The organism is Bacteroides sp. AF34-31BH (assembly GCF_003602795.1).
GTDB classification, from domain to species: Bacteria; Bacteroidota; Bacteroidia; order Bacteroidales; family Bacteroidaceae; genus Bacteroides; species Bacteroides uniformis.
Genome location: NZ_QTLV01000001.1, coordinates 494,121 through 513,996 on the forward strand (window position 1 = coordinate 494,121; position 19,876 = coordinate 513,996).

The 19,876-nt window shown below is 45.2% G+C and carries 21 protein-coding genes; 17 read left to right on the plus strand and 4 right to left on the minus strand.

Annotation, left to right across the window (positions count from 1 at the left end):
• Positions 1 to 59 precede the first annotated feature (59 nt).
• Positions 60 to 815 carry a response regulator transcription factor gene (locus DWZ67_RS02195; protein WP_120138059.1) on the minus strand — a complete coding sequence of 252 codons (756 nt, stop codon included), beginning with the start codon at positions 813 to 815 and terminating at the stop codon, positions 60 to 62.
• 113 nt (positions 816 to 928) lie between these two features.
• Complete coding sequence (locus DWZ67_RS02200; protein ID WP_120138060.1) at positions 929 to 2,086, minus strand: MFS transporter; 1,158 nt, start codon at positions 2,084 to 2,086, stop codon at positions 929 to 931.
• Positions 2,087 to 2,384: 298 nt separating this feature from the next.
• Between DWZ67_RS02200 and DWZ67_RS02205 the strand changes: the two genes are divergently transcribed.
• The 16 genes from DWZ67_RS02205 to DWZ67_RS02280 all read left to right on the plus strand — a co-directional run bounded on the left by DWZ67_RS02205 (position 2,385) and on the right by DWZ67_RS02280 (position 15,769).
• Positions 2,385 to 3,005 (plus strand): DUF1349 domain-containing protein, encoded by a 621-nt coding sequence (locus DWZ67_RS02205; RefSeq protein WP_165852446.1) that lies wholly within the window; start codon positions 2,385 to 2,387, stop codon positions 3,003 to 3,005.
• Between the two features lie 6 nt (positions 3,006 to 3,011).
• Positions 3,012 to 3,569, plus strand: a complete 558-nt coding sequence (locus DWZ67_RS02210) for a sugar O-acetyltransferase (RefSeq protein WP_120138062.1) — start codon at positions 3,012 to 3,014, stop codon at positions 3,567 to 3,569.
• A 20-nt stretch (positions 3,570 to 3,589) separates the two neighbouring features.
• Positions 3,590 to 4,264: a DUF1349 domain-containing protein gene (locus DWZ67_RS02215; protein WP_120138063.1), complete on the plus strand. Its 675-nt coding sequence runs from the start codon at positions 3,590 to 3,592 to the stop codon at positions 4,262 to 4,264.
• A gap of 7 nt (positions 4,265 to 4,271) precedes the next feature.
• A complete protein-coding gene (locus DWZ67_RS02220) occupies positions 4,272 to 6,626 on the plus strand; it encodes a GH92 family glycosyl hydrolase (RefSeq protein WP_120138064.1) in 2,355 nt (784 codons plus the stop codon).
• A 50-nt stretch (positions 6,627 to 6,676) separates the two neighbouring features.
• The gene (locus DWZ67_RS02225; protein WP_120138065.1) at positions 6,677 to 7,063 is read left to right on the plus strand and encodes a VOC family protein; all 387 of its coding nucleotides are present in this window, start codon (positions 6,677 to 6,679) and stop codon (positions 7,061 to 7,063) included.
• A complete protein-coding gene (locus DWZ67_RS02230) occupies positions 7,060 to 8,241 on the plus strand; it encodes an acyltransferase family protein (RefSeq protein ID WP_120138066.1) in 1,182 nt (393 codons plus the stop codon). Before DWZ67_RS02225 ends, DWZ67_RS02230 begins: the two co-directional genes overlap by 4 nt.
• Positions 8,242 to 8,257: 16 nt before the next feature.
• Positions 8,258 to 8,590 (plus strand): hypothetical protein, encoded by a 333-nt coding sequence (locus DWZ67_RS02235; RefSeq protein WP_165852447.1) that lies wholly within the window; start codon positions 8,258 to 8,260, stop codon positions 8,588 to 8,590.
• 36 nt (positions 8,591 to 8,626) lie between these two features.
• Positions 8,627 to 8,995 carry a hypothetical protein gene (locus tag DWZ67_RS02240; RefSeq protein WP_120138068.1) on the plus strand — a complete coding sequence of 123 codons (369 nt, stop codon included), beginning with the start codon at positions 8,627 to 8,629 and terminating at the stop codon, positions 8,993 to 8,995.
• A gap of 85 nt (positions 8,996 to 9,080) precedes the next feature.
• Complete coding sequence (locus DWZ67_RS02245) at positions 9,081 to 9,407, plus strand: hypothetical protein (protein WP_120138069.1); 327 nt, start codon at positions 9,081 to 9,083, stop codon at positions 9,405 to 9,407.
• A 27-nt stretch (positions 9,408 to 9,434) separates the two neighbouring features.
• The gene (locus DWZ67_RS02250; RefSeq protein WP_120138070.1) at positions 9,435 to 10,040 is read left to right on the plus strand and encodes an HAD family hydrolase; all 606 of its coding nucleotides are present in this window, start codon (positions 9,435 to 9,437) and stop codon (positions 10,038 to 10,040) included.
• A 176-nt stretch (positions 10,041 to 10,216) separates the two neighbouring features.
• Complete coding sequence (locus DWZ67_RS02255; RefSeq protein ID WP_120138071.1) at positions 10,217 to 12,544, plus strand: hybrid sensor histidine kinase/response regulator; 2,328 nt, start codon at positions 10,217 to 10,219, stop codon at positions 12,542 to 12,544.
• Positions 12,519 to 13,835 carry a sigma-54-dependent transcriptional regulator gene (locus tag DWZ67_RS02260; RefSeq protein WP_120138072.1) on the plus strand — a complete coding sequence of 439 codons (1,317 nt, stop codon included), beginning with the start codon at positions 12,519 to 12,521 and terminating at the stop codon, positions 13,833 to 13,835. Before DWZ67_RS02255 ends, DWZ67_RS02260 begins: the two co-directional genes overlap by 26 nt.
• A gap of 357 nt (positions 13,836 to 14,192) precedes the next feature.
• Positions 14,193 to 14,609, plus strand: a complete 417-nt coding sequence (locus DWZ67_RS02265; RefSeq protein WP_243635133.1) for a hypothetical protein — start codon at positions 14,193 to 14,195, stop codon at positions 14,607 to 14,609.
• Positions 14,610 to 14,826: 217 nt separating this feature from the next.
• Positions 14,827 to 15,144: a helix-turn-helix domain-containing protein gene (locus tag DWZ67_RS02270; protein WP_120138073.1), complete on the plus strand. Its 318-nt coding sequence runs from the start codon at positions 14,827 to 14,829 to the stop codon at positions 15,142 to 15,144.
• Between the two features lie 20 nt (positions 15,145 to 15,164).
• A complete protein-coding gene (locus DWZ67_RS02275) occupies positions 15,165 to 15,461 on the plus strand; it encodes a helix-turn-helix domain-containing protein (RefSeq protein ID WP_120138074.1) in 297 nt (98 codons plus the stop codon).
• Positions 15,458 to 15,769, plus strand: a complete 312-nt coding sequence (locus DWZ67_RS02280; protein WP_120138075.1) for a helix-turn-helix domain-containing protein — start codon at positions 15,458 to 15,460, stop codon at positions 15,767 to 15,769. Before DWZ67_RS02275 ends, DWZ67_RS02280 begins: the two co-directional genes overlap by 4 nt.
• A gap of 69 nt (positions 15,770 to 15,838) precedes the next feature.
• On the opposite strand, the gene DWZ67_RS02285 is transcribed toward DWZ67_RS02280, so the two are convergent.
• Positions 15,839 to 17,140 carry a site-specific integrase gene (locus tag DWZ67_RS02285; RefSeq protein WP_120138076.1) on the minus strand — a complete coding sequence of 434 codons (1,302 nt, stop codon included), beginning with the start codon at positions 17,138 to 17,140 and terminating at the stop codon, positions 15,839 to 15,841.
• Positions 17,141 to 17,162: 22 nt separating this feature from the next.
• Entirely contained in the window at positions 17,163 to 18,386 is a 1,224-nt protein-coding gene (locus DWZ67_RS02290; protein ID WP_120138077.1) for a site-specific integrase, read from the minus strand.
• A 470-nt stretch (positions 18,387 to 18,856) separates the two neighbouring features.
• Here DWZ67_RS02290 and pfkA point away from each other — a divergent pair, with 470 nt between their 5' ends.
• Positions 18,857 to 19,837 (plus strand): 6-phosphofructokinase, encoded by a 981-nt coding sequence (gene pfkA, locus DWZ67_RS02295; RefSeq protein ID WP_005827137.1) that lies wholly within the window; start codon positions 18,857 to 18,859, stop codon positions 19,835 to 19,837.
• Positions 19,838 to 19,876: the final 39 nt, after the last annotated feature.

Consider the following 19,876-nt stretch of genomic DNA (forward strand, 5'->3'; position numbering starts at 1 on the left):
ATTACATGCGAATGACATACTAAGAGCCATATTGCACACTCATACAGTAAACTATTACCTTAAATCAATTCCAAATCTTTTGCGACACGGCAGGCTTCGATAGAATTCTTTACTTGAAGTTTTTCCAAAATTTCCTGACGATGCCTACTGACAGTATGTACGCTAATGGAAAGCATCTGTGCAATTCCCTTGCTCGACAATCCTTTGGATATCAGAGCTAAAATTTGCTTCTCTCTGGAAGATAGAATTTTAGCATTGTTTTGTTTTTCCTGTTTGATGATTTCGCCGTTGGTAGAATTGACAAATATACATTGCGATGGAATATTGAATACCAACGGGCTGTAAAGGCAGATGGCAAGCCACAATGTACCATCAGACGGAGTTGTTACATAAAATATTCTGTGCAACACTTGGATATAGGAATCTGTTCCCGTCTTCATCCGCAACTTTGCCATCATATAATAGTCAGAACGGTTCCTTTTGGGCTGTTTCTTTATAAAATGGTAAAAACAGAGTTCCTGCAGATGCTTGGCCGCCAAATCATCAGGATGAATCAGCCTGAAAATCTCATCTTCCCAAATGGAAGCCACTTCGGTATTCTCCTGCACGACACCCGTATCCAACATTCTGGCAAAACCGCCATAATAGATATAACTAACCTTAGACTTCAGGTCGCTCAAAACAGCAATAGCATTTTCCATCTTGGAATAATTACATGCCACGGTTTTGTACGTGTTCAGCATATCGGCATATTGTTGTGTTTCCGAAAAATCCTGCGTGGAAAATTCCTTGTTCAATTTGTCTATCGTATCCATATTAGAAAATGGTTAGTTGAAATCATTTTTTTGCAAAGAATTGCATTTTAACCATGCAAATATACGCAAATTATATGGTTATCTCCTGGATACGCTGTCTTTTCCTGAAAAAATTATTTTCGTGATTTAATACAGAATGAGAACACCGACACAGCAAGCCCAAGCAAGGAAGCCAATCCGAGAGCAACGCGGAGATTTGTCATGTCCGAAATAAGTCCGATAACAGGAGGACCAATCATAAACCCGATGAAACTCACTGACGATACGACTGTGATGGCAATACCGGTAGGTATCTTATTCTGATGCCCTGCAAGACTGTAGCAGATGGGAATAATGGAAGATATTCCTGTACCGATAAACATAAATCCTATTGTTGCCGGAACAAGATATGGAAATGATACGGCTGTCAGCAAACCAATGGTTATAAGACTGCCGCTGACTTTCAGTACGGCACTTTCGTTGAAATGCTTCAGGAATCGCCCTGCAGTAAACCTCCCTATAGTCATCATTGCAAATCCAGCAATATATCCCAAACGGACAAGACTTGCAGCAGGCTTCACAACAGTGGCGAAATATACATTGCTCCAGTCATATAGAGTACCCTCGCAGCACATTCCGCAGAATGCAATCACCCCAAGCAGCATAATCGATTTATCAATATCAGACAAAGAAAAGCGGGGTTTTGTCTTGGCAGTCTCTTCCGAAGAGTCTTCTTTCAAAAGATGTGTGTCGGCATAAGCTATCACAATCAACGACATTGCCATAACCGCAAGGAAATGCGCCGCAATCGGCATATTTGTCTGGGCAAAAACTGCTCCCAAAATACCACCGGAAAGCCCGCCCAAACTCCAGACTCCATGAAAGGACGGCATTATTGTACGTCCGTATATATTTTCAAGAAAGCATGCTTGAGTATTGGCAGCTATATTTTGCAGATTGGCACTTATCCCGAAAACGACCAGAACGGCAAACAATCCTGCAAAACTTTCGGTAAAAGGAATCAAATTAAGTACCATAACATATGCAATAGTTGAAATAATAAGAGTTATCCTGCTGCCGTAACGATTCACGAGAAAACCGGACACAGCCATCATCAATAACTGACCGAGTGGAATGGCAAACAGAACGAGACCGAGATCACCATCGCTCAAACCGAGGTTCTGCCTGATATCCGGTATCCGGCTTGCCCAGCTTGCGAATGTCAGACCTGTAACAAAGTAAAAAAGGCATATTGATATGCGTGTAATCCGTAAATTCCTATCAATTGTCATATATCTGTATATTAAAACCGCAAAATTACTCGTTTTGGAATTTATGCACAATGGTGAATATTAACCATTATTTACCCACTGTTTTCCTATCCCACTATTTATCGTCAAAAAATGGTTATTTTTGACTATTGTGTAATGATACATAATGCAATACCTTTGTATCGACATTACATAATATGGTTGTTTCAAATTAAAAAAAATACTAAATATGAGTAAGTATTTATTTCAGGTATTAGCCTGTACTCTTATTCTGCATGCTTGCAACAATAATAGCGAAAGTCTAAACTTATCGACAATTATGGATAAAAACATTATTGAATGTGGGGACTACCAATTTACCCATTCACTTAACCTAAAAAAAGAAGCTGTAAGAGCCGAAAGAGACACGTTGTCTCTGACAGCCGGTGAACAGACGGATCTATTCTGCGACCCCAAAGGAGTGGCGACAAACACTTCCGCTCCGCTGCTGTTTTCCACTGTGGACAACACCAAACCATTTACGTTTACTGTGAAGGTTAAACCTCTATTCACCAATACCGGCACATACTCAGCCGGAGCTATCCTTGCATTCGTTGACAAAAGCCATTGGCAGAAGCTATGCTTTGAACAAGACGAGGAAGGTAATCATCGCATTGTAACAGTGCGTACCGTTGAAACTTCTGATGATAATAACCACGAGAGTGTGGATTCTGCTTCCGTGTATCTCCGTATGTCATCAGACACCAAGGTTATTGGAAATTATTATTCTGAAGACGGTAAGAATTGGCATTTGGTCAGAATATATAAGAACGAGTATCCTGCTGAATTTTATCTGAGCATAAGCAGCCAGAGTCCGAAGGACAAGGCTCATACATGCCTTTTCTCAGATATAATATTGGAATACCGTCCGGTAATTGATTTTAGAAAAGGTAATATGTAAGGAAATATGTCAAGCGAAAAAGAAAAATGTCTCCGTGGAGAGTTGTATGATGCCAATTACGACCCGGAACTGATTCAGGAAAGGCAGAAAAGCAAGGAACTGCTGTATGATTATAATCGTCTGCGACCATCGGAAACTGAACGCAGGACGGAAATCATTAGGCTGCTCTTCGGAAAAACCAGAAAGAAGTTCATAATAGAACAGCCGTTCCACTGTGATTACGGTTACAATATAGAAATAGGGGAAAACTTCTATACAAATGTCAACTGCGTGATTTTGGATGAGGCAAAAGTTGAATTCGGGGATAATGTCTTCATTGCACCGAACTGCGGTTTCTACACGGCGGGTCACCCTTTTGATGTGGAACAGAGGAACAGAGGTCTGGAATATGCCAAGCCGATAGTGATAGGCAACAATGTTTGGATTGGCGCTCAGGTTTGTGTGTTGCCGGGCGTGACAATCGGTGACAATAGCGTCATCGGTGCCGGAAGTGTCGTAAACAAAGACATTCCGGCAAACACACTGGCGGCAGGTAATCCGTGCCGAGTTATCCGAAAATTATAACAATATGAAGTGAACAAAATATGAAAAAATTAGTATTATTAAGTGGATTGATGATTGCGGCATCTATTTCGGGTTTTGCGCAGTCATTGGACAAAATGCAATGGTTCAACGAACCGGAACAATGGGAAATCAGAAATAATACACTATCTATGGACGTTACCTCGCACAGCGATTACTGGCGTATCTCCCATTATGGATTTACAGTGGATGACGCACCGTTCCTCTACACAGTGCGCGGTGGCGAATTTGAAGTGAAAGTCAAGATTTCGGGAGACTACAAGACTCGTTTTGACCAGTCAGGACTCATGCTGAGAATCGACCATGAAAATTATATTAAGGCTGGAATCGAATTTGTTGACGGAAAATACAATCTGAGTACTGTCGTCACCCACAAGACAAGCGACTGGAGCATCATCCCGCTTGAAAAACCTGTACCTTATGTATGGATAAAAGCAGTCAGGAGACTGGATGCTGTGGAAGTGTTCTATTCATTTGACGACAAAGAATATACAATGATGCGCAATGCCTGGCTTCAGGACAACCATCCCGTAATGGTGGGAGTTATGAGCGCTTGTCCCGACGGCAACGGCTTCAAAGCAAAATTCGAGTATTTCACCATCAAACACCTGCCTGACATCCGCAGGACTGAATGGTTGAAGAAAAACAACTCTGAAACCGAACCCGGCAAAAAATGACAATGAAATGATAAAGAAAATAAAATCCTTTAAGGCTGCCGGAGTGCTTCTGGTAGCTTTGTCGCTGTTCTCCTGTGGTACAGAACATGAACAGGTATCCCTGGTAGATTATGTTGAACCCAGAATCGGAACCGCACATTGCAGATGGTTCCATTTCGCTCCCGGAGCCATGCCTTTCGGACTGGCAAAACCTGGCCCAGCCACAAATGCAAGTCTCGGAAACCGCTCGGGTTGGGAAGCGACAGGTTATGATTACAGGGACAGTTCAATCGAAGGTTTTCCCTGTCTTCACGAATTCCAGGTCGGAGGAATCGTGCTGATGCCGTCGGTCGGAGAATTGAAAACTGTTCCCGGAAAGCCCGGAACGACTGGGGAAGGCTACCGTTCCGCATTCAGCCATGACAATGAAGAGGCAACAGCAGGATATTATTCAGTTCTTCTCGATGACTACAATGTCAAAGCGGAGGTAACTGCAACAGAAAGAGTTGCCTATCAGCGTTTCACTTTCCCAGCTTCTGATTCATCGCATATTATTTTTGACATCGGAAACCGTCAGGGAGAAAGCGGTGCAGCCAAAGATGCAAGAGTTGAAATTAAGGATGACGGTACCATCGAAGGATGGGTGACTACATTGCCGGAATATGTCAACAAATATCAGAAGGGTTCCACTTTGACCATGTATTTCTCCGCAGCATTGGACACGAAGCCTACCTCATACGGAACTTTTGTCGGAAAGGATGTCCATGCCGGTTCCAATCTGTCTGAAGGAGTGGGCGCAGGTGCTTATCTTACGTTTGAAACTTCTGAAAATCAGTCGGTCACAGTGCAGGTAGGCCTTTCTTACACTTCTGTTGAAAATGCCAGACTCAACAGAACCGTCGAGACTGACGGCGGCAGACTCACTTTCGATGTGGCAAGGGATAATTCCAAAAAGACATGGGAAAGTTATCTCGGCAGAATCAGGGCCGAGGGAGGAACTCATGATGATCTGGTCAAATTCTACACAGGACTCTATCATGGTTTGCTCGGCAGAGGACTCGCCGGCGACGTTAACGGTGCATATCCCAAAAATGACGGTACCATCGGTATGATTCCGTTGGAAAACGGCAGACCTGCTTTCAGATTCGTGAATACCGACGCTATTTGGGGCGGCCAGTGGAATCTGGTCCAGCTGTGGGCTCTGGCATATCCCGAATATCTTTCAGATTATGTCAGGACACATCTCCAGGTCTATAAGGACACAGGTTGGATTGGCGACGGACTTGCCTGCAGCCGCTATGTTTCAGGTGTTGGCACCAACCAGTTGAGTCTTGCGTTTGCCGCCGCATATCTCAACGGTATCAGGGACTATGATGTGGAACTTGCGTACGAGGCTATCAGAAAGAATGAACTTGACGGAGTGGACAGACCTCGCGGAGCCGGATGTCTGGACAAAGACAAGTTCGTGGAATACGGCTATGTTCCTCACCTTGATGAAGGGCCGGCAGGAATTGACGAGGCGTGGAAGTTCTCCGCTTCCCACACGTTGGAATATGCTTTCAGTTGTCATGCCGTTGCGGAAATGGCCAAGGAAATGGGCAGGACGGAAGATTACGAAAAATTGAACTACCTGTCAAAAGCATGGGACAGAATCTATGACAACGCCCTGAACCTCGTGCATCCGAAAACCGCCGACGGCAGATTCATTGACAATTTCAATCCGATGGAAGTATGGAGAGGATTTCAGGAAGGAAATGCATGGCACTACACTTTCTATGTGCCACATGATGTAAAGGCACTTATTGCCAAAGTGGGTGAGGAAGAGTTTGTCAGACGTCTGAACGACATCTTCGAGAAATCCCGGAGCAAGATTTTCAGCGGTGGTACCACAATTGACGCATTCGCCGGTCTTGAAACCTATTATAACCAGGGCAATCAGCCTTGCCAGCACATTTCATGGCTGTTCAATGATGCCGGAGCTCCGCATCTCACACAGAAATGGACCAATGCAATTCTTGATGAATTCTACGGCACTGACGGCATCCACGGATATGGATATGGTCAGGATGAAGACCAGGGGCAGCTGGGATCATGGTATGTCATCACGGCACTCGGTCTTTTCGATATCTCCGGACTGGCTGAGAACGATGCTAACATGGCTGTAGGATCTCCGAAGTTCGACAAGGTGACAATCACTCTGAACAGGAAATATTATAAAGGAGACAAGTTTGTTATCGAGACCCGCAATAATGCTCCGGAGAACGTTTATGCAAGTGAAATGCTGCTGAACGGCAAGGCGATAACCAAGCCTTTCGTCAAATTTTCCGACATAACAGCAGGTGGGAAACTTACAGTCGTGAAGTCTGCGGAAAGCGGAAAATAATTCGGCTGGTCAGGATAATTGTGATAGTATGATAATTAAACATTAAAAACATGAAAATAGATCATCTTGCAATCTGGGCGGAAGATCTTGAACTACTCAAAGATTTTTACACCAAGTATTTCGATATGGACTGTGGGAAAATGTACCACAATCCCAAAAAGAATTTTAGTTCCTATTTTCTGCGCTCCGCAGAAGGAGGCGCAGCCATTGAACTGATGAACATTCCCGGAAAAGACGCTCCTGCAAGCAGAGGCGACCTGAAAGGACTGGCGCATTTCGCAATATCTGTCGGAAGCAAAGAAAAAGTGGACTCATACGCAGAACGTTTCCGTGCAGACAGTTACACCATTCTCAGTGCACCGAGAATCACCGGAGACGGTTACTATGAATGTGCCATCGCCGACCCCGAAGGCAATTATGTGGAGGTTGTGGCATGACATCAACTTATCTTGCATCAAAACAACGCTACGAAATTTTGGACGGACTTCGTGGTGTTGCTGCCATGATTGTAGTGGCTACTCATTTGTTCGAGTTCTATTCACCCACTACTTTTGAGAGGCTGTTCAACCACGGCTATCTGGCAGTAGATTTTTTCTTTGTACTTTCCGGCTTTGTCATCGGTTATGCTTATGACGACCGCTGGGACAGAATGACGACATGGGACTTTTTCAAACGCCGTCTCGTCAGACTTCATCCTATGCTTGTTTTAGGAACTCTGATAGGAGCCGCACTGTTCTACTTCGGTGCCGGTGCAGCTTTTCCCGAACTGATAGATGTTCCATGGTGGAAAATGCTGCTGATGACCCTGTTGGGCTGTCTGATGATTCCGGCTCTCACATCTTGGGACATAAGAGGATGGTCGGAAATGAACTCATTGAACGGTGCTACGTGGTCACTTACATGGGAGTACCTCGCAAATATACTTTATGCACTTGCAATCCGCAGATTCAACAAGGTTCTGCTGATGATATTCGTATTCATATCAGCCTTTTTCACTCTTGACGTAGCTTTGAATATCAACATCTTCGGTCTGCTTTCAGACCGAAAGGACGCTGCATTCACACTCATCGGCGGTTGGTGCATCACTCCGGAACAACTTTATATCGGAGCGACAAGACTGCTGTATCCATTTTTTGCAGGACTCCTGATTTCAAGGATGCACAAACTCATAAAAATCAAAGGCGGATTCTATTGGTGCTCACTGCTGATATTCGTAATTCTTACAATGCCGCGTATCGGAGGCGAGACCCACATGTGGATGAACGGAGCCTACGAAGCATTTTGCGTACTGATTCTTTTCCCTCTGATTGTATCAATCGGAGCCGGCAGCGAGATTGCTGGGAAACGTTCAGTCGCAGTGTGTAAGTTTTTAGGAGAAATTTCCTACCCACTCTATGTAACTCACTTCCCACTGATTTATATGCAGATAGCATGGGCGAAAAGATTCCCTGACGCACCGTTAGGCACCCATATAACTGTTTGCGTATTTGTATTCATCCTCGCTGTAGCAATAGCATATGCTTGTCTGAAACTCTATGACGAGCCTGTTCGCGAATGGCTCAAACAGCGAGTTCTGCACAAGAAAAGCAAAACTATAAAACAATCAATTGTTTAACGATAATACATACAACATGAGTAAAACATCCTTTCCTCTTTATGACCTGCACTTGCACAGATTAGCTAAACAAAGTGTGCAAGATATGGTTGACAAGGCTGGTAAAAATGGCTTTGAATGCTTCGGTATCGTGCATAATGTGGCACCGTGGGGCATCAAGACAAACGATGACCTGCAAAAATACATCAATGAAGTAAAAGACTACCCTTGTCTCATGGGGTTACAACCTGCAGCTCCGGGTTGGAGCAAGAATCTGTCAAGAGACTTGATTGACCAAGTTGATTATATCTTAATGGATCCACAATATATGCCGGACGGCAACAAATATGGTGACCAGATGGAAGTGTAGGATCACAACTGCTACATTGATGATCCGGAAGATTTCATGGAGCGTAATATGAAATGGTACATGACCATTCTGAACGGTAATGAGCCGCTTGACATCTTTGGCTGGCCGCTGTACCTCCCGTTGAGCATCCAGAGAGAATATAACAACCTATGGACACAGGAGCGTATGGAGCAAGTTATCGAAGCTGTACGCAAACGTAATGTGGCATTGGAAATTAACGATTTGGCTCATACCCCTCATGCGGAATTCATTCTTATGGCCAAAAAAGCGGGTATAAAATTTACTTTCGGTTCAGATACACGTGACGAACGTTCTTTCCGACTGGACTATTGCAAGGCAATCGCTAATCTGTGTAACCTGACGGAAGACGATTTTTTCATTCCTAAACGTAAACCAAGAAAATAGTCATTATGAATTCCAACCTACATTCAGCGATGGATATAGTGAGAAATTTAATTTCTCTGGTAATCAGATTACCGAATCATCCGCAGTGGAAATAGAATTGGAGCCATCATACAGCATCGGGAAATGGAAAATATGGGCGAGTGCACGGTACTATAGCCGTCAGTATGTGAATATCACTAATTCGTTATATTTCAAGCCGCGATGGGAAACGTTCGCCGGACTGCAATTTAATCTGAATGACAAGGTCGGTTTCGGAGTCGATGTGGTGAATTTCCTTAATCAGACCGGCGCCAGTGCAGGCATTCAAGCAGCGTCTCTCGCGACCGATGCTTCCGCTTTCCGGAATTATCTCACATCCGGTACTTATATACGTCCTTTCACCCTTGAATTCAGCACTTCACTTCGCTTCTGATGTAACAACAAAGCATAATCAAAATAGATGACAACAATTAAGAATATTATTTTTGATTTCGGAGGAGTTTTAGTCGACTGGAACCCACGCTACTTCTACCGCTCCTACTTCAATGATGACGAGGAAATGGAATATTTTCTGTCAAACATCTGTACTACTGAGTGGAATGCCGAACATGACAGAGGGGTCAGTTTTGCGGAAAACATCTCGCAACTGCAGGCAAAGCATCCGGAATGGAGCGAAGCAATAGGCATGTTCAGAACCGGCTGGGAATCGATGATGCGCTCCTATATCCCCGAAAGTGTGGAGTTATTGAAAAAACTGAAAGCTCAAGGATTTCATCTGTACGGTCTTACCAACTGGTCAGCAGAAACCATTCCCGTAGCATACAAACGCTTCGGCTTTTTCAGTTTCTTTGAAGGCATTGTTGTATCCGGAGAAGAAGGTTTTATCAAACCGGATTTGCGTCTTTACAACATCCTTCTTGAACGCTACCAACTGGTCCCAACAGAATGCATATTCATTGACGACAACGAACTCAATGTCACCGCAGCCAACACACTCGGCATACACGGCATATATTTCACCGGAGCGTTATCTGTCAAAGCCAGTATTTGTGCAATAACGAAGTAATAACAATTATACAAGCCTTGTCACAAAACAAGTTGCGACAAATACGGAATCCGATCCGCAACGCATGCAGCAATTGAGGACAAAGGGAATAAACAAAAAAGGTTGTTTAACTCAAATTCACCATTTAATTACTTTTGAAGTAATAACCATTAAGCAGAATAAAATACAATCATTGAATGAAACTGTTATTGAAACACAAAATAGTTGCGGGCTATTTACTATTGATGGCGGTCATCGGTTGTATGGTCGCCATAGTTCTACATGAGCGTAAACGTGTAGCGGAGATAGAGCAAGAGTCTATAGGCATATTCCAAACTCAAAATAACATCAACACCGCCCACCGTTACATCACCGTGCTGGCTACTTTCGGTGAGTCCGTTATGATATGGAACGACAAGGACAGCGAAACATATCATGACCGTCGCCTGAAAGCAGATTCTTTGCTGCAAGTTTTAAGCTGGCAATGTAAAGAATTTATTCGCCCGGAACAGGTGGATTCACTTCGTACCCTCTTGCTTAACAAAGAAGAGTACTTGTTCCGGATGAAAGAGATTTTCCAGGAACAAAAGCAGATTGACAGCCTGCTGGCCAATCATTATTCACTTGCAGCATCTCAAACAAGCGCACCCCGCACCATAACCCGAAAGAAAAAGGGAATCGCCGGATTCTTCGGCGGTAAGGAAACCGTGCCGGTGCCATCCGTCAATTCAAAAACCAAATCCCGTAATAGCGAATTGATTTCCTTGCAGGAAGAACGGCAACGTGATATAGAAATCCTCACGGACAGTTTGCGTTTACACAATCGTGAACTCAACCGCAAACTGCGCAGCCTGATAACCAATTTGGACGAACAAAGTTTACTTGCTTTTCAAACTAAAGAAGCACGCCTGAAGAAATCATACGAGTATTCCACTTCCATCATAACCGGGTTGATAATCTTCTCCATACTTCTGTTGGTCGTTTCGTACCTAATTATCCAGCGCGACATACGAGAAAAAGCTAACGGCAGGATGCGACTGGAAGAAACCATAAGGCAGAATTCCGCGTTACTGGAAATGCGGAAGAATATTATCCTGACCATCTCCCATGACATCCGCGCCCCGTTGAACATTATCAGCGGCAGTGCCGAACTGGCCATGGATACCCGTGAGAAGAAACGCAGGAACTCCCACCTGAATAACATCAGAATTGTTTGCAAGCACGTGGTGCACCTGCTCAACAACCTGTTGGACGTGTACCGTCTGAACGAGGCAAAAGAAACCCGGAATGATGTCCCGTTCAGCCTTAATGACTTGCTCGAACGTGTCGCATCGGGCTTTTCCCATGTAGTCACTAACAAGGGAATCCTGTTCAGGCCGGATTTCAAAGATACCGATGTCAATCTGTATGGAGATGTGGACCGCATCGAACAAATAATGGATAACCTGCTGACCAATGCAGTCAAGTTTACTGAATCCGGAGCCATCGAACTGAATGCCCGCTACCATGACGATGTATTGTTATTAGAGGTAAAGGATTCAGGCATCGGTATGAGCCCGGAAACGCTTTCACGCATATTCCGACCGTTTGAACGCCTGACTTCCGCAACGAACGTGGATGGTGTCGGGCTTGGATTGCCTATCACGAAAGGGATTGTCAGACTGCTCGGCGGCGAAATAAAAGTAACGAGTGATATAGGACAAGGTACAACTTTCCGTGTGACACTTCCTCTCAATATAACAGATGAACCGGTGGAGAGCGAGAACAGGATACTTCCGCACCCGGAACATCTGCCCCAGAATGTGCTTGTAATCGACGATGACACGATGTTTCTTGACGTGATAAAGGAAATGCTGGAGCGTAACGGCATAACCTGTACTTTATGCCGGACAGCCAAAGAGGTAGTCAAAGCAATACGAAGCAAAGATTATGACCTATTGTTGTCTGATATACTGATGCCAGGAACCAGCGGCTTCGATTTGCTGGACCTGCTCCGTAACTCGAATGTCGGGAACTCCCGTGAGATACCGGTCATAGCCATGACCGCACGGGGCGACAAGGAAAAAGATGCGTTCCTTAATGCTGGTTTTACAGAGTGCATCTACAAGCCGTTCTCTTCAACGGAACTGCTCAGCCTGCTTTCTACAATAAAGACAGGTCGAACGGAGGAAAAACAGAAAGCGGACTTCAGTATGATACTCGCGGAGGTCAGTGACAAACCTAAGACACTCAGGTCTTTCATTGCCCAATTGAAAAATGACCGCAAGGAACTTGAGGCTGCCATGAGACATGGTGACAGACAGAGCCTGCGTGAGCTTACACACCGGATGCAGCCGATGTGGGAGTTATTGCAAACCGAAGATGTATTGCTTGGTTTACGTTCCTTATTGAAAAAAGACGATTATAATGACAGCGAGTTGAACAGTCATATCCAAAAAGTAATAGACACCGTCTCCGTCCTTATCACTGAGGCGGAGGACGAGATAAAAAAGTTGGCGAATGAAACGGAAAATATTAATAGTTGAAGACAACATAGGCCTGTCGCAGATGCAGAAAGACTGGTTCGGACAGGCAGGATATGATGCCATAACGGCGATGAATGAACCCATCGCCAGGTCGCTTATACGCAAAAACAATTTTGACCTTATCATATCGGATGTGAGATTGCCCGAAGGGGACGGAATTTCCCTTCTGAAATGGCTGAAAAAGGAAAAGATGGATATACCGTTCATCATCACGACGGAATATGTCTCTGTGCCCGATGTGGTACGCACCATCAAGCTGGGTGCAAGGGATTATCTGCCTAAGCCTGTACACAGGGAACACCTGCTGGAACTGGCTGAGGATATATTCCGTCCGATCGCGACCAGATGGGAGCAGAAAAGGGAATTGCTCAAACGTACATGTCCCAAGATGCTCGAAGTGGAACGGTGCGCAAAACTGGTTGCCCCATCCGATATGTCTGTACTGATACTCGGTGCAAACGGGACGGGAAAGGAATCCGTGGCACAGAGCATTCACGAGGGCAGCGAACGTGTAGGGATGCCTTTTGTGGCTGTCAACTGCGGTGTATTGCCTCGCGAACTTGCATCCGCCATGCTGTTCGGGCACGCAAAAGGGGCTTTTACCGGTGCGGACACGGCAAAAGAAGGCTTTTTCGACATGGCCAAAGGTGGCACTTTGTTTCTGGATGAAATCGGGACGATGCCTTTCGAGATACAATCCATGCTGCTTAGGGTATTACAGGAAAATACTTATATTCCTATTGGCAGTAACAAGGAGCGCGTTGCGGATGTGCGCATTGTGGCCGCGACGAATGAAAATATTGAAAAAGCGATTTTGGAAGGCCGGTTCAGGGAAGACCTTTATCACCGTTTGAACGAGTTTGAAATCCGACAGCCATCCTTGGCGGAATGCCCGGAAGACATCATTCCTTTGGCCGAGTTTTTTCGTAAACGCTTCTCGAAAGAGCTGAAACGGGATACTACCGGTTTCTCTGATGCGGGTATGTGCAGGTTGCGTTCTTATTCCTGGCCGGGCAATGTCAGGGAGTTGCAGAACAGAGTAAAAAGAGCCGTGCTGCTTGCCGAAGGACCGCTACTGGATTTTGCGGATTTGGAAATGAAGAAACAGCCGGACAAGGTGGCCTTGGTTCCTGCTCTTGTCATATCCCCATTGAAAGATGAAGAGAACGAAAAAGAGACTATCATCAACGCGCTGAAAGCCTGCAACGGACATCGTGAGCAAGCAGCTCGGCTGTTGAAAATCAATCCGTCAACACTGTATCGGAAAATGAATAAATATAGATTAAAATGAACAAGTGTTTATGATTGTGACATTTGATAGGATGAATAAAATGCAATAACGATTGAAACTGTTTTCTATATGGATGAAAATTCGTAATTTTGCAAAAGATTGAACGGGTCATGGGTCCGTGAAAATCTGAACATAAAAAAATAACAGCGGAGTCTAATCGCCCTGCTGATTATATACATAAGTCGTAAAACGTCTCGGACGGGAATCTGACAAATTCAAAAATACAGAGGCTTTTGCGTGTAGCTTATGCTATGCTTTATGGCGTGAGCTCATGCAAGTTTCTGTATTGGGCTTTGTCAGAGCCTCCGTCCGAAACCGCGTGAGTTTCACGCTTTTTCTTTATAACAGGATAGAGGTATGGCAAAAGTGCAAATCATAACGGCTATGACATTGGACGGTTTTCTTCCCGGTGAGAACGAGGAACTGTTCAAATGGGTAAAGACGGACAAACGGGGGTTCCCGTTCTGGCACGGGAGAAGTACCTTTATGCTGTCCATCGGCTATCCTATGCTGGATCTGATTTGTGAAAAGGACGAAAAGAATGTCTCCTGTATCTATACGGCGGAAATCTCAAACAAGGAAAGTCTTGAATTGCTGCATAGTCTTTCCATCTATCATCTCATTGACGAAATTGTAGTCTATATCCTTCCTCTGACATACGGGAAAGGGAGTGCTGTCCTCCGGCAGTTGCCCGCCACCCGTTGGCGGCTGCATGAATCCACCATCACCCGTAACGGCATCTGCCGTTTGGTTTACCGTAAGTTCTCGCGATAGTCCATTGCATCCTGCAAGGAAATCTTGCATTTTGCAAGATTTTCCAAATCACCTATTTTACACCATAAAAATTTTATTCCGCTGATATACAATGTTGTATCGGCGCTTTTTGGTGTCTATCGGTGTCATTGGTATGCTGTTAGCCCTTTAATATGATATAACCTGTTGCGCGACAAGGTGTAAGCAAACGATTATTTACACTCAAAACAGATTAGTCATGTTACAAATAAACAATGAGACCGCCCACAAGATGTTCTTCCAGATCATGGAACGGTTCGACAAGATAGACCGGGCATTGGAACGCATGAACAAGCTGAAGGATTGTCTGGACGGTGACACGCTTTTAGACAACTACGACCTGTGCCAGTTGCTCGGCATCACCAAACGCACGCTGGCGCGTTACCGCCAGAAGAAACTCGTCACCTATTACATGATTGACGGGAGAACCTACTACAAGGCGTCAGAAGTGGAGGCTTTTCTCAATCAAAAAGGGAAGTCATTGCCGGCAAGATTCAGGCAACAGGCGAATGTCTAACTACAAACAGAGCAAGAATTATGGAAATCATATGTATTGACAAACAGACTTTTGAAGAACTCCGTGTCCGCTTTTGCGAGTTCGAGGAACGGTTGACACGTGTATGCCGTCCGGCTGAAGACCTCGGTCTGAAAAACTGGCTGGATAATCAGGATGTATGCGAAGTGCTGCGCATCTCCAAGAAGACCCTTCAGGTATATCGTACCAAAGGCATCCTGCCTTTCAGCCGCATCAAGAACAAGCTCTTCTACAAGCCGGAAGATATACAGAGATTATTGGAATTGAATTATCACCCTTTAATAAAGAACAAATCATGAGTTATCATTTTATAGACAAGAAAGACCCGCGTATCGACGTGATGTTCCAGGGGATGGAAAAGATGGAGAAGATGCTCGCCAGAATAGAAGATGTCCCCAAATCCCTCTTCAACGGGGAACGGTTTCTCACGGACGAGGAACTTTCCAAAATACTGCGGATAAGCAGGCGCACTTTGCAAGAATACCGTACTTTCGGGGTGATTCCTTATTATATGGTACAAGGGAAGGCACTTTATAAAGAATCCGACATAATGAAGATTCTGGACGATGCCTACAAACGCTGCCGGGAGGAGCAACGCTGGGTATAGCCACGCACATTCAGACAGAGACGGAGAAACGACTGCCCGAACTGCAAGTCGTTTCTCCGTTTTTTCATTTCATACGGTCTGTGGTTTTCTTTTTCGTTTCTTTTTTGCGGTGAAATCCTCTTCGCAAAGGTCAATCCGACTTGCGAAGCCTGTGGATCTCAATTTCTTCATGTCCTCATCCACTTTATTATCCGTTACCTGCGCATAAAGTTGGGTGGTGGAAATGGAGGTGTGCCCCATCATGCGGCTGACCGTCTCTATCGGCACACCGAGCGAGAGGGTGATATGGGTTCCGAAATTATGCCTGGCCTGATGAAAGGTCAAATCAAAACCATAAACCTTTCCCAACTCCCTCGTGAGTACAATGAAATAACCACGCTCATAAACATTGAATACCTTATCTCCGGTCCTTTGACTGCGGTATTTTTCGATGATTTGAAGGGGAATATCCAACAGGCGCACAGACGAAAGCGTATCCGTCTTTTGCCTGTGGATGTGAATCCACCATGTGCCGTCCTCAGCTTGCGTAATATCATTTGTTGACAGTTTCTTCAAATCCGCGTACGCCAGTCCGGTGAAAGTTGAGAATATGAACATATCCCTCACGAATTGCAGTTGTGGTTTCTCCACCGGTGTGGTCATCAATGTCTTGAGGTCCTCCAGTTTCATGTGGCGGCTCTTCCTTTTGGGCAACTCGGGATGCAGGCGACAATATGGGTCACGGCGCAATGTCCCCTGGCTGACCGCCCGCATCGTGAGTTTCTTCAGACGGTACAGGTGCTCATGCACGCTCTTGGGTTTCAGGTTGCGGTCCGTGCGCAGGAACAGCTCGAAATCATCATAAAACACACAGTCAAGGCTTCGCAAAGTCACATCCTCCACGCCTTTCTTTTTCTGAATAAAAGCGGAAAGATGCTTGTATGACCGCTGGTAGGAATCGAATGTCTCCTGTATGCGGTCTATCCCGACACGCTTCTTGAACTCCTCGTTATGTTCCCTGAACAAGGCAAGCAGGGTGAGCGGTTTCTGACCGATACCCTTGACCGCGTTCTTGACCAGCTCAGCCGTGATAAAGCCCAGGCTGTTCTTTATCCGAAGATAATGTCCGGTTATCTCGTTTGTCAGATCATCTATGGCGCGGTTCACGGTGACGGCATTCTCGCTGCGTCCGTCAGCCCGTCCTTTTTCAGGATTCCAAATGTTTGGATTGACGGACACTTTAGTCCCTATCTGTACCCATTCCGCATCAATGCTCACCTTGCACAGGAGCTGACACATCCCGTCCTTGCGTACTTTCGTGCGGTTGATATAAAACAATACGGCAAAAGTGCTGCGACGTTTGGTGTTCTGGTTTTCTGCATTTTTTCCCATGTTCTTGTTTTTTAAGAGATAATCAAATTACTACGGTGAAATGTTCCGATATTTTCCTGTTCAAAGTCTTTGTATCGGAATCAATCTTGTTGTCTGTCACTTTCGCGTAAATACGTGTGGTTTCAATCTGTCTGTGTCCAAGCATCTTACTTACGGTTTCAAGAGGAACTCCGTGGGAGAGCGTGATTTCTGTCGCGTAGGTATGCCGGGCCGCGTGAAAGACCAACGGACGGTTGATGTTGCAGATCCGGGCAATCTCTTTCAGGTAAAGATTCATGTTGGAATTACAATACATCGGTAGCAGCCTGCTATCAGAGGTGGTATCGCTATACTTTTTAATAATCTGCAAAGGCAAGTCCAATAAGGGTATCTCAAATTCTATTTTGGTTTTCTGTCGGGCACTTTTAATCCACCATGTACCGTCTTCCGCAAGCGACAGGTTTTCTTTTGTCAGCGAGCGCATATCCCTGTATGAAATACCGGTGAAGCAAGAAAACAGGAACATGTCACGGACAAGGTAAAGGGTCTGCTTGTGAAGCGGAGTGGTCATGAGCCGTTGCAGTTCCACATCGGTAAGGTATTTTTGCACCGCTTTCGGACGAATCGGTTCGTAACCCATGAACGGATAAGCGGTAATGATGCCGTCCGCGATGGCTTCACCGACAATGGTCTTCAACTGGACAGTCAGGTTGATAATGGTTCCGGGAGCGAGATTGCGTTCTGTCCGCAGGTACAGGTCATATTTGTCTATGAAGGAACGGTCCAATGCCGAAAAAGGAATATCCGTCAGCCTGTATTTTTCTTGCAGGAAGTTCTCTATATGCCTGTATGCATTGCGGTATGCTTGCAGACTTTTTGCTGTGCGGTTGACCCCGACTCGCTTTTCAAAGTTGTTGATGAATTGCTTGAAATAGCTCAAAAGCGTTTCCTGTTCGCTTGCCATTCCAAGCAAAATGCTTTTTACTTCCTCGGCGGTCACACCGTCACGGACGGCAGACTGTTCGCTATAGATACTCAATGCCATCGCACGGATTTCATCCAACCGGTTATTGATTTCCTTCGCCGCCACACTCTTGCCGGAGGCACGCCCCGAAGTCCACCGGGATTGCGGCACTTTCATCTTCACACTGAATGCCGCTTCGGAATATTTTCCGATGTTCAACTTAGCCATTACGGGACAATTCCCGTCGACATCCGCCTCGCTCTTTTTCAGGTAGAACGACACCTTTACATTTGCCTGATTCATAATCAATTCCTTTGTTTGCAAAATTATTATATAGCGAGCAAATGAAAGGCATGAAAAATATAGCGGAACATAGAAAAAAGCCCCTCGATTCTCAGACAAAGCCTGTATTTTTTCCAGTACGGAAAATTTTGACTAACTTTGCATTAGCAAAAGATAGACAGAAACAGCGTTCCTTGCGGAGGCGAACAGGAGAATAAAACAGTTTTGGAAGTAAAATCCATACCGATTTTCAATCCCGAAAAGGCAACGGATAAGTAGCGATTTGTTCTCCTAACTCCATCAAAAACGGCTAAAAACCGCTAAAGGAAGAATATGGTACAACGCTACATATCCCATTCGATTTCAAACACTTTGCATTATTCCTCCGAAATCCATCCGTATGTGGGCGAGTTTTACTATCTTTGCGGCATGAAAAAATAGTCCAAATCTATTTTTCATCATGATTATTAATACTAAACAAAAAGATTGTTATGGGAACAGTTAAGTGCATTGGTATCTTGACATCAGGAGGTGATGCTCCGGGAATGAACGCAGCCATACGTGCCGTGACACGTTCGGCTATTTACAACGGACTTTCAGTTAAAGGTATATATAGAGGTTACAAAGGTCTGGTAACCGGCGAAATCAAAGAATTCAAAAGCCAGAATGTCAGCAACATCATCCAGCTGGGTGGTACAATCCTGAAGACAGCCCGCTGCAAAGAGTTCACGACTCCCGAGGGCCGCCAGATTGCTTACGACAACATGAAGAAAGAAGGCATTGACGCCTTAGTGATTATCGGAGGCGACGGTTCGCTGACCGGTGCTCGTATCTTTGCACAAGAGTTTGACGTGCCTTGTATCGGGCTGCCGGGAACTATCGACAATGACCTTTATGGAACAGATACCACTATCGGCTACGACACCGCGCTGAACACGATCCTGGATGCTGTGGACAAAATCCGTGATACAGCCACTTCCCATGAGCGCTTGTTTTTCGTAGAAGTCATGGGACGCGATGCCGGTTTCCTCGCTCTGAACGGCGCCATCGCCTCCGGAGCAGAAGCAGCCATTATCCCGGAATTCAGTACGGAAGTGGACCAACTGGAAGAATTCATCAAGAACGGTTTCCGGAAATCCAAGAACAGCAGTATCGTACTGGTAGCCGAGAGTGAACTGACCGGCGGTGCAATGCACTATGCAGAGCGTGTAAAGAACGAATACCCCCAATATGACGTACGCGTAACCATCCTCGGTCACTTGCAACGCGGTGGTAGCCCTACGGCACACGACCGTATCCTTGCCAGCCGTCTGGGCGCAGCCGCCATCGACGCCATCATGGAAGGACAGCGCAATGTCATGATAGGCATTGACCACGATGAAGTGGTATACGTTCCCTTCACGAAGGCCATCAAGAATGACAAACCCATCAAGAAAGACCTTGTAAATGTATTGAGAGAACTGTCTATCTAATGACAGACAGTTCAGATACCCCATAAACAGAGAAGGCGA

What these genes read in the sequence shown, in the direction of transcription:
- DWZ67_RS02215 (WP_120138063.1), top strand. Translation starts at nt 3,590, where the DNA reads ATGAAAAAATTAGTATTATTAAGTGGATTGATGATTGCGGCATCTATT.
- DWZ67_RS02195 (WP_120138059.1), bottom strand. Translation starts at nt 815, where the DNA reads ATGGATACGATAGACAAATTGAACAAGGAATTTTCCACGCAGGATTTT.
- DWZ67_RS02240 (WP_120138068.1), top strand. Translation starts at nt 8,627, where the DNA reads ATGGAGCGTAATATGAAATGGTACATGACCATTCTGAACGGTAATGAG.
- pfkA (WP_005827137.1), top strand. Translation starts at nt 18,857, where the DNA reads ATGGGAACAGTTAAGTGCATTGGTATCTTGACATCAGGAGGTGATGCT.
- DWZ67_RS02290 (WP_120138077.1), bottom strand. Translation starts at nt 18,386, where the DNA reads ATGAATCAGGCAAATGTAAAGGTGTCGTTCTACCTGAAAAAGAGCGAG.
- DWZ67_RS02270 (WP_120138073.1), top strand. Translation starts at nt 14,827, where the DNA reads ATGTTACAAATAAACAATGAGACCGCCCACAAGATGTTCTTCCAGATC.
- DWZ67_RS02260 (WP_120138072.1), top strand. Translation starts at nt 12,519, where the DNA reads ATGAAACGGAAAATATTAATAGTTGAAGACAACATAGGCCTGTCGCAG.
- DWZ67_RS02200 (WP_120138060.1), bottom strand. Translation starts at nt 2,086, where the DNA reads ATGACAATTGATAGGAATTTACGGATTACACGCATATCAATATGCCTT.
- DWZ67_RS02280 (WP_120138075.1), top strand. Translation starts at nt 15,458, where the DNA reads ATGAGTTATCATTTTATAGACAAGAAAGACCCGCGTATCGACGTGATG.
- DWZ67_RS02225 (WP_120138065.1), top strand. Translation starts at nt 6,677, where the DNA reads ATGAAAATAGATCATCTTGCAATCTGGGCGGAAGATCTTGAACTACTC.
- DWZ67_RS02205 (WP_165852446.1), top strand. Translation starts at nt 2,385, where the DNA reads ATGGATAAAAACATTATTGAATGTGGGGACTACCAATTTACCCATTCA.
- DWZ67_RS02285 (WP_120138076.1), bottom strand. Translation starts at nt 17,140, where the DNA reads ATGGGAAAAAATGCAGAAAACCAGAACACCAAACGTCGCAGCACTTTT.
- DWZ67_RS02265 (WP_243635133.1), top strand. Translation starts at nt 14,193, where the DNA reads ATGGCAAAAGTGCAAATCATAACGGCTATGACATTGGACGGTTTTCTT.
- DWZ67_RS02235 (WP_165852447.1), top strand. Translation starts at nt 8,258, where the DNA reads ATGAGTAAAACATCCTTTCCTCTTTATGACCTGCACTTGCACAGATTA.
- DWZ67_RS02230 (WP_120138066.1), top strand. Translation starts at nt 7,060, where the DNA reads ATGACATCAACTTATCTTGCATCAAAACAACGCTACGAAATTTTGGAC.
- DWZ67_RS02255 (WP_120138071.1), top strand. Translation starts at nt 10,217, where the DNA reads ATGAAACTGTTATTGAAACACAAAATAGTTGCGGGCTATTTACTATTG.
- DWZ67_RS02275 (WP_120138074.1), top strand. Translation starts at nt 15,165, where the DNA reads ATGGAAATCATATGTATTGACAAACAGACTTTTGAAGAACTCCGTGTC.
- DWZ67_RS02210 (WP_120138062.1), top strand. Translation starts at nt 3,012, where the DNA reads ATGTCAAGCGAAAAAGAAAAATGTCTCCGTGGAGAGTTGTATGATGCC.
- DWZ67_RS02220 (WP_120138064.1), top strand. Translation starts at nt 4,272, where the DNA reads ATGATAAAGAAAATAAAATCCTTTAAGGCTGCCGGAGTGCTTCTGGTA.
- DWZ67_RS02250 (WP_120138070.1), top strand. Translation starts at nt 9,435, where the DNA reads ATGACAACAATTAAGAATATTATTTTTGATTTCGGAGGAGTTTTAGTC.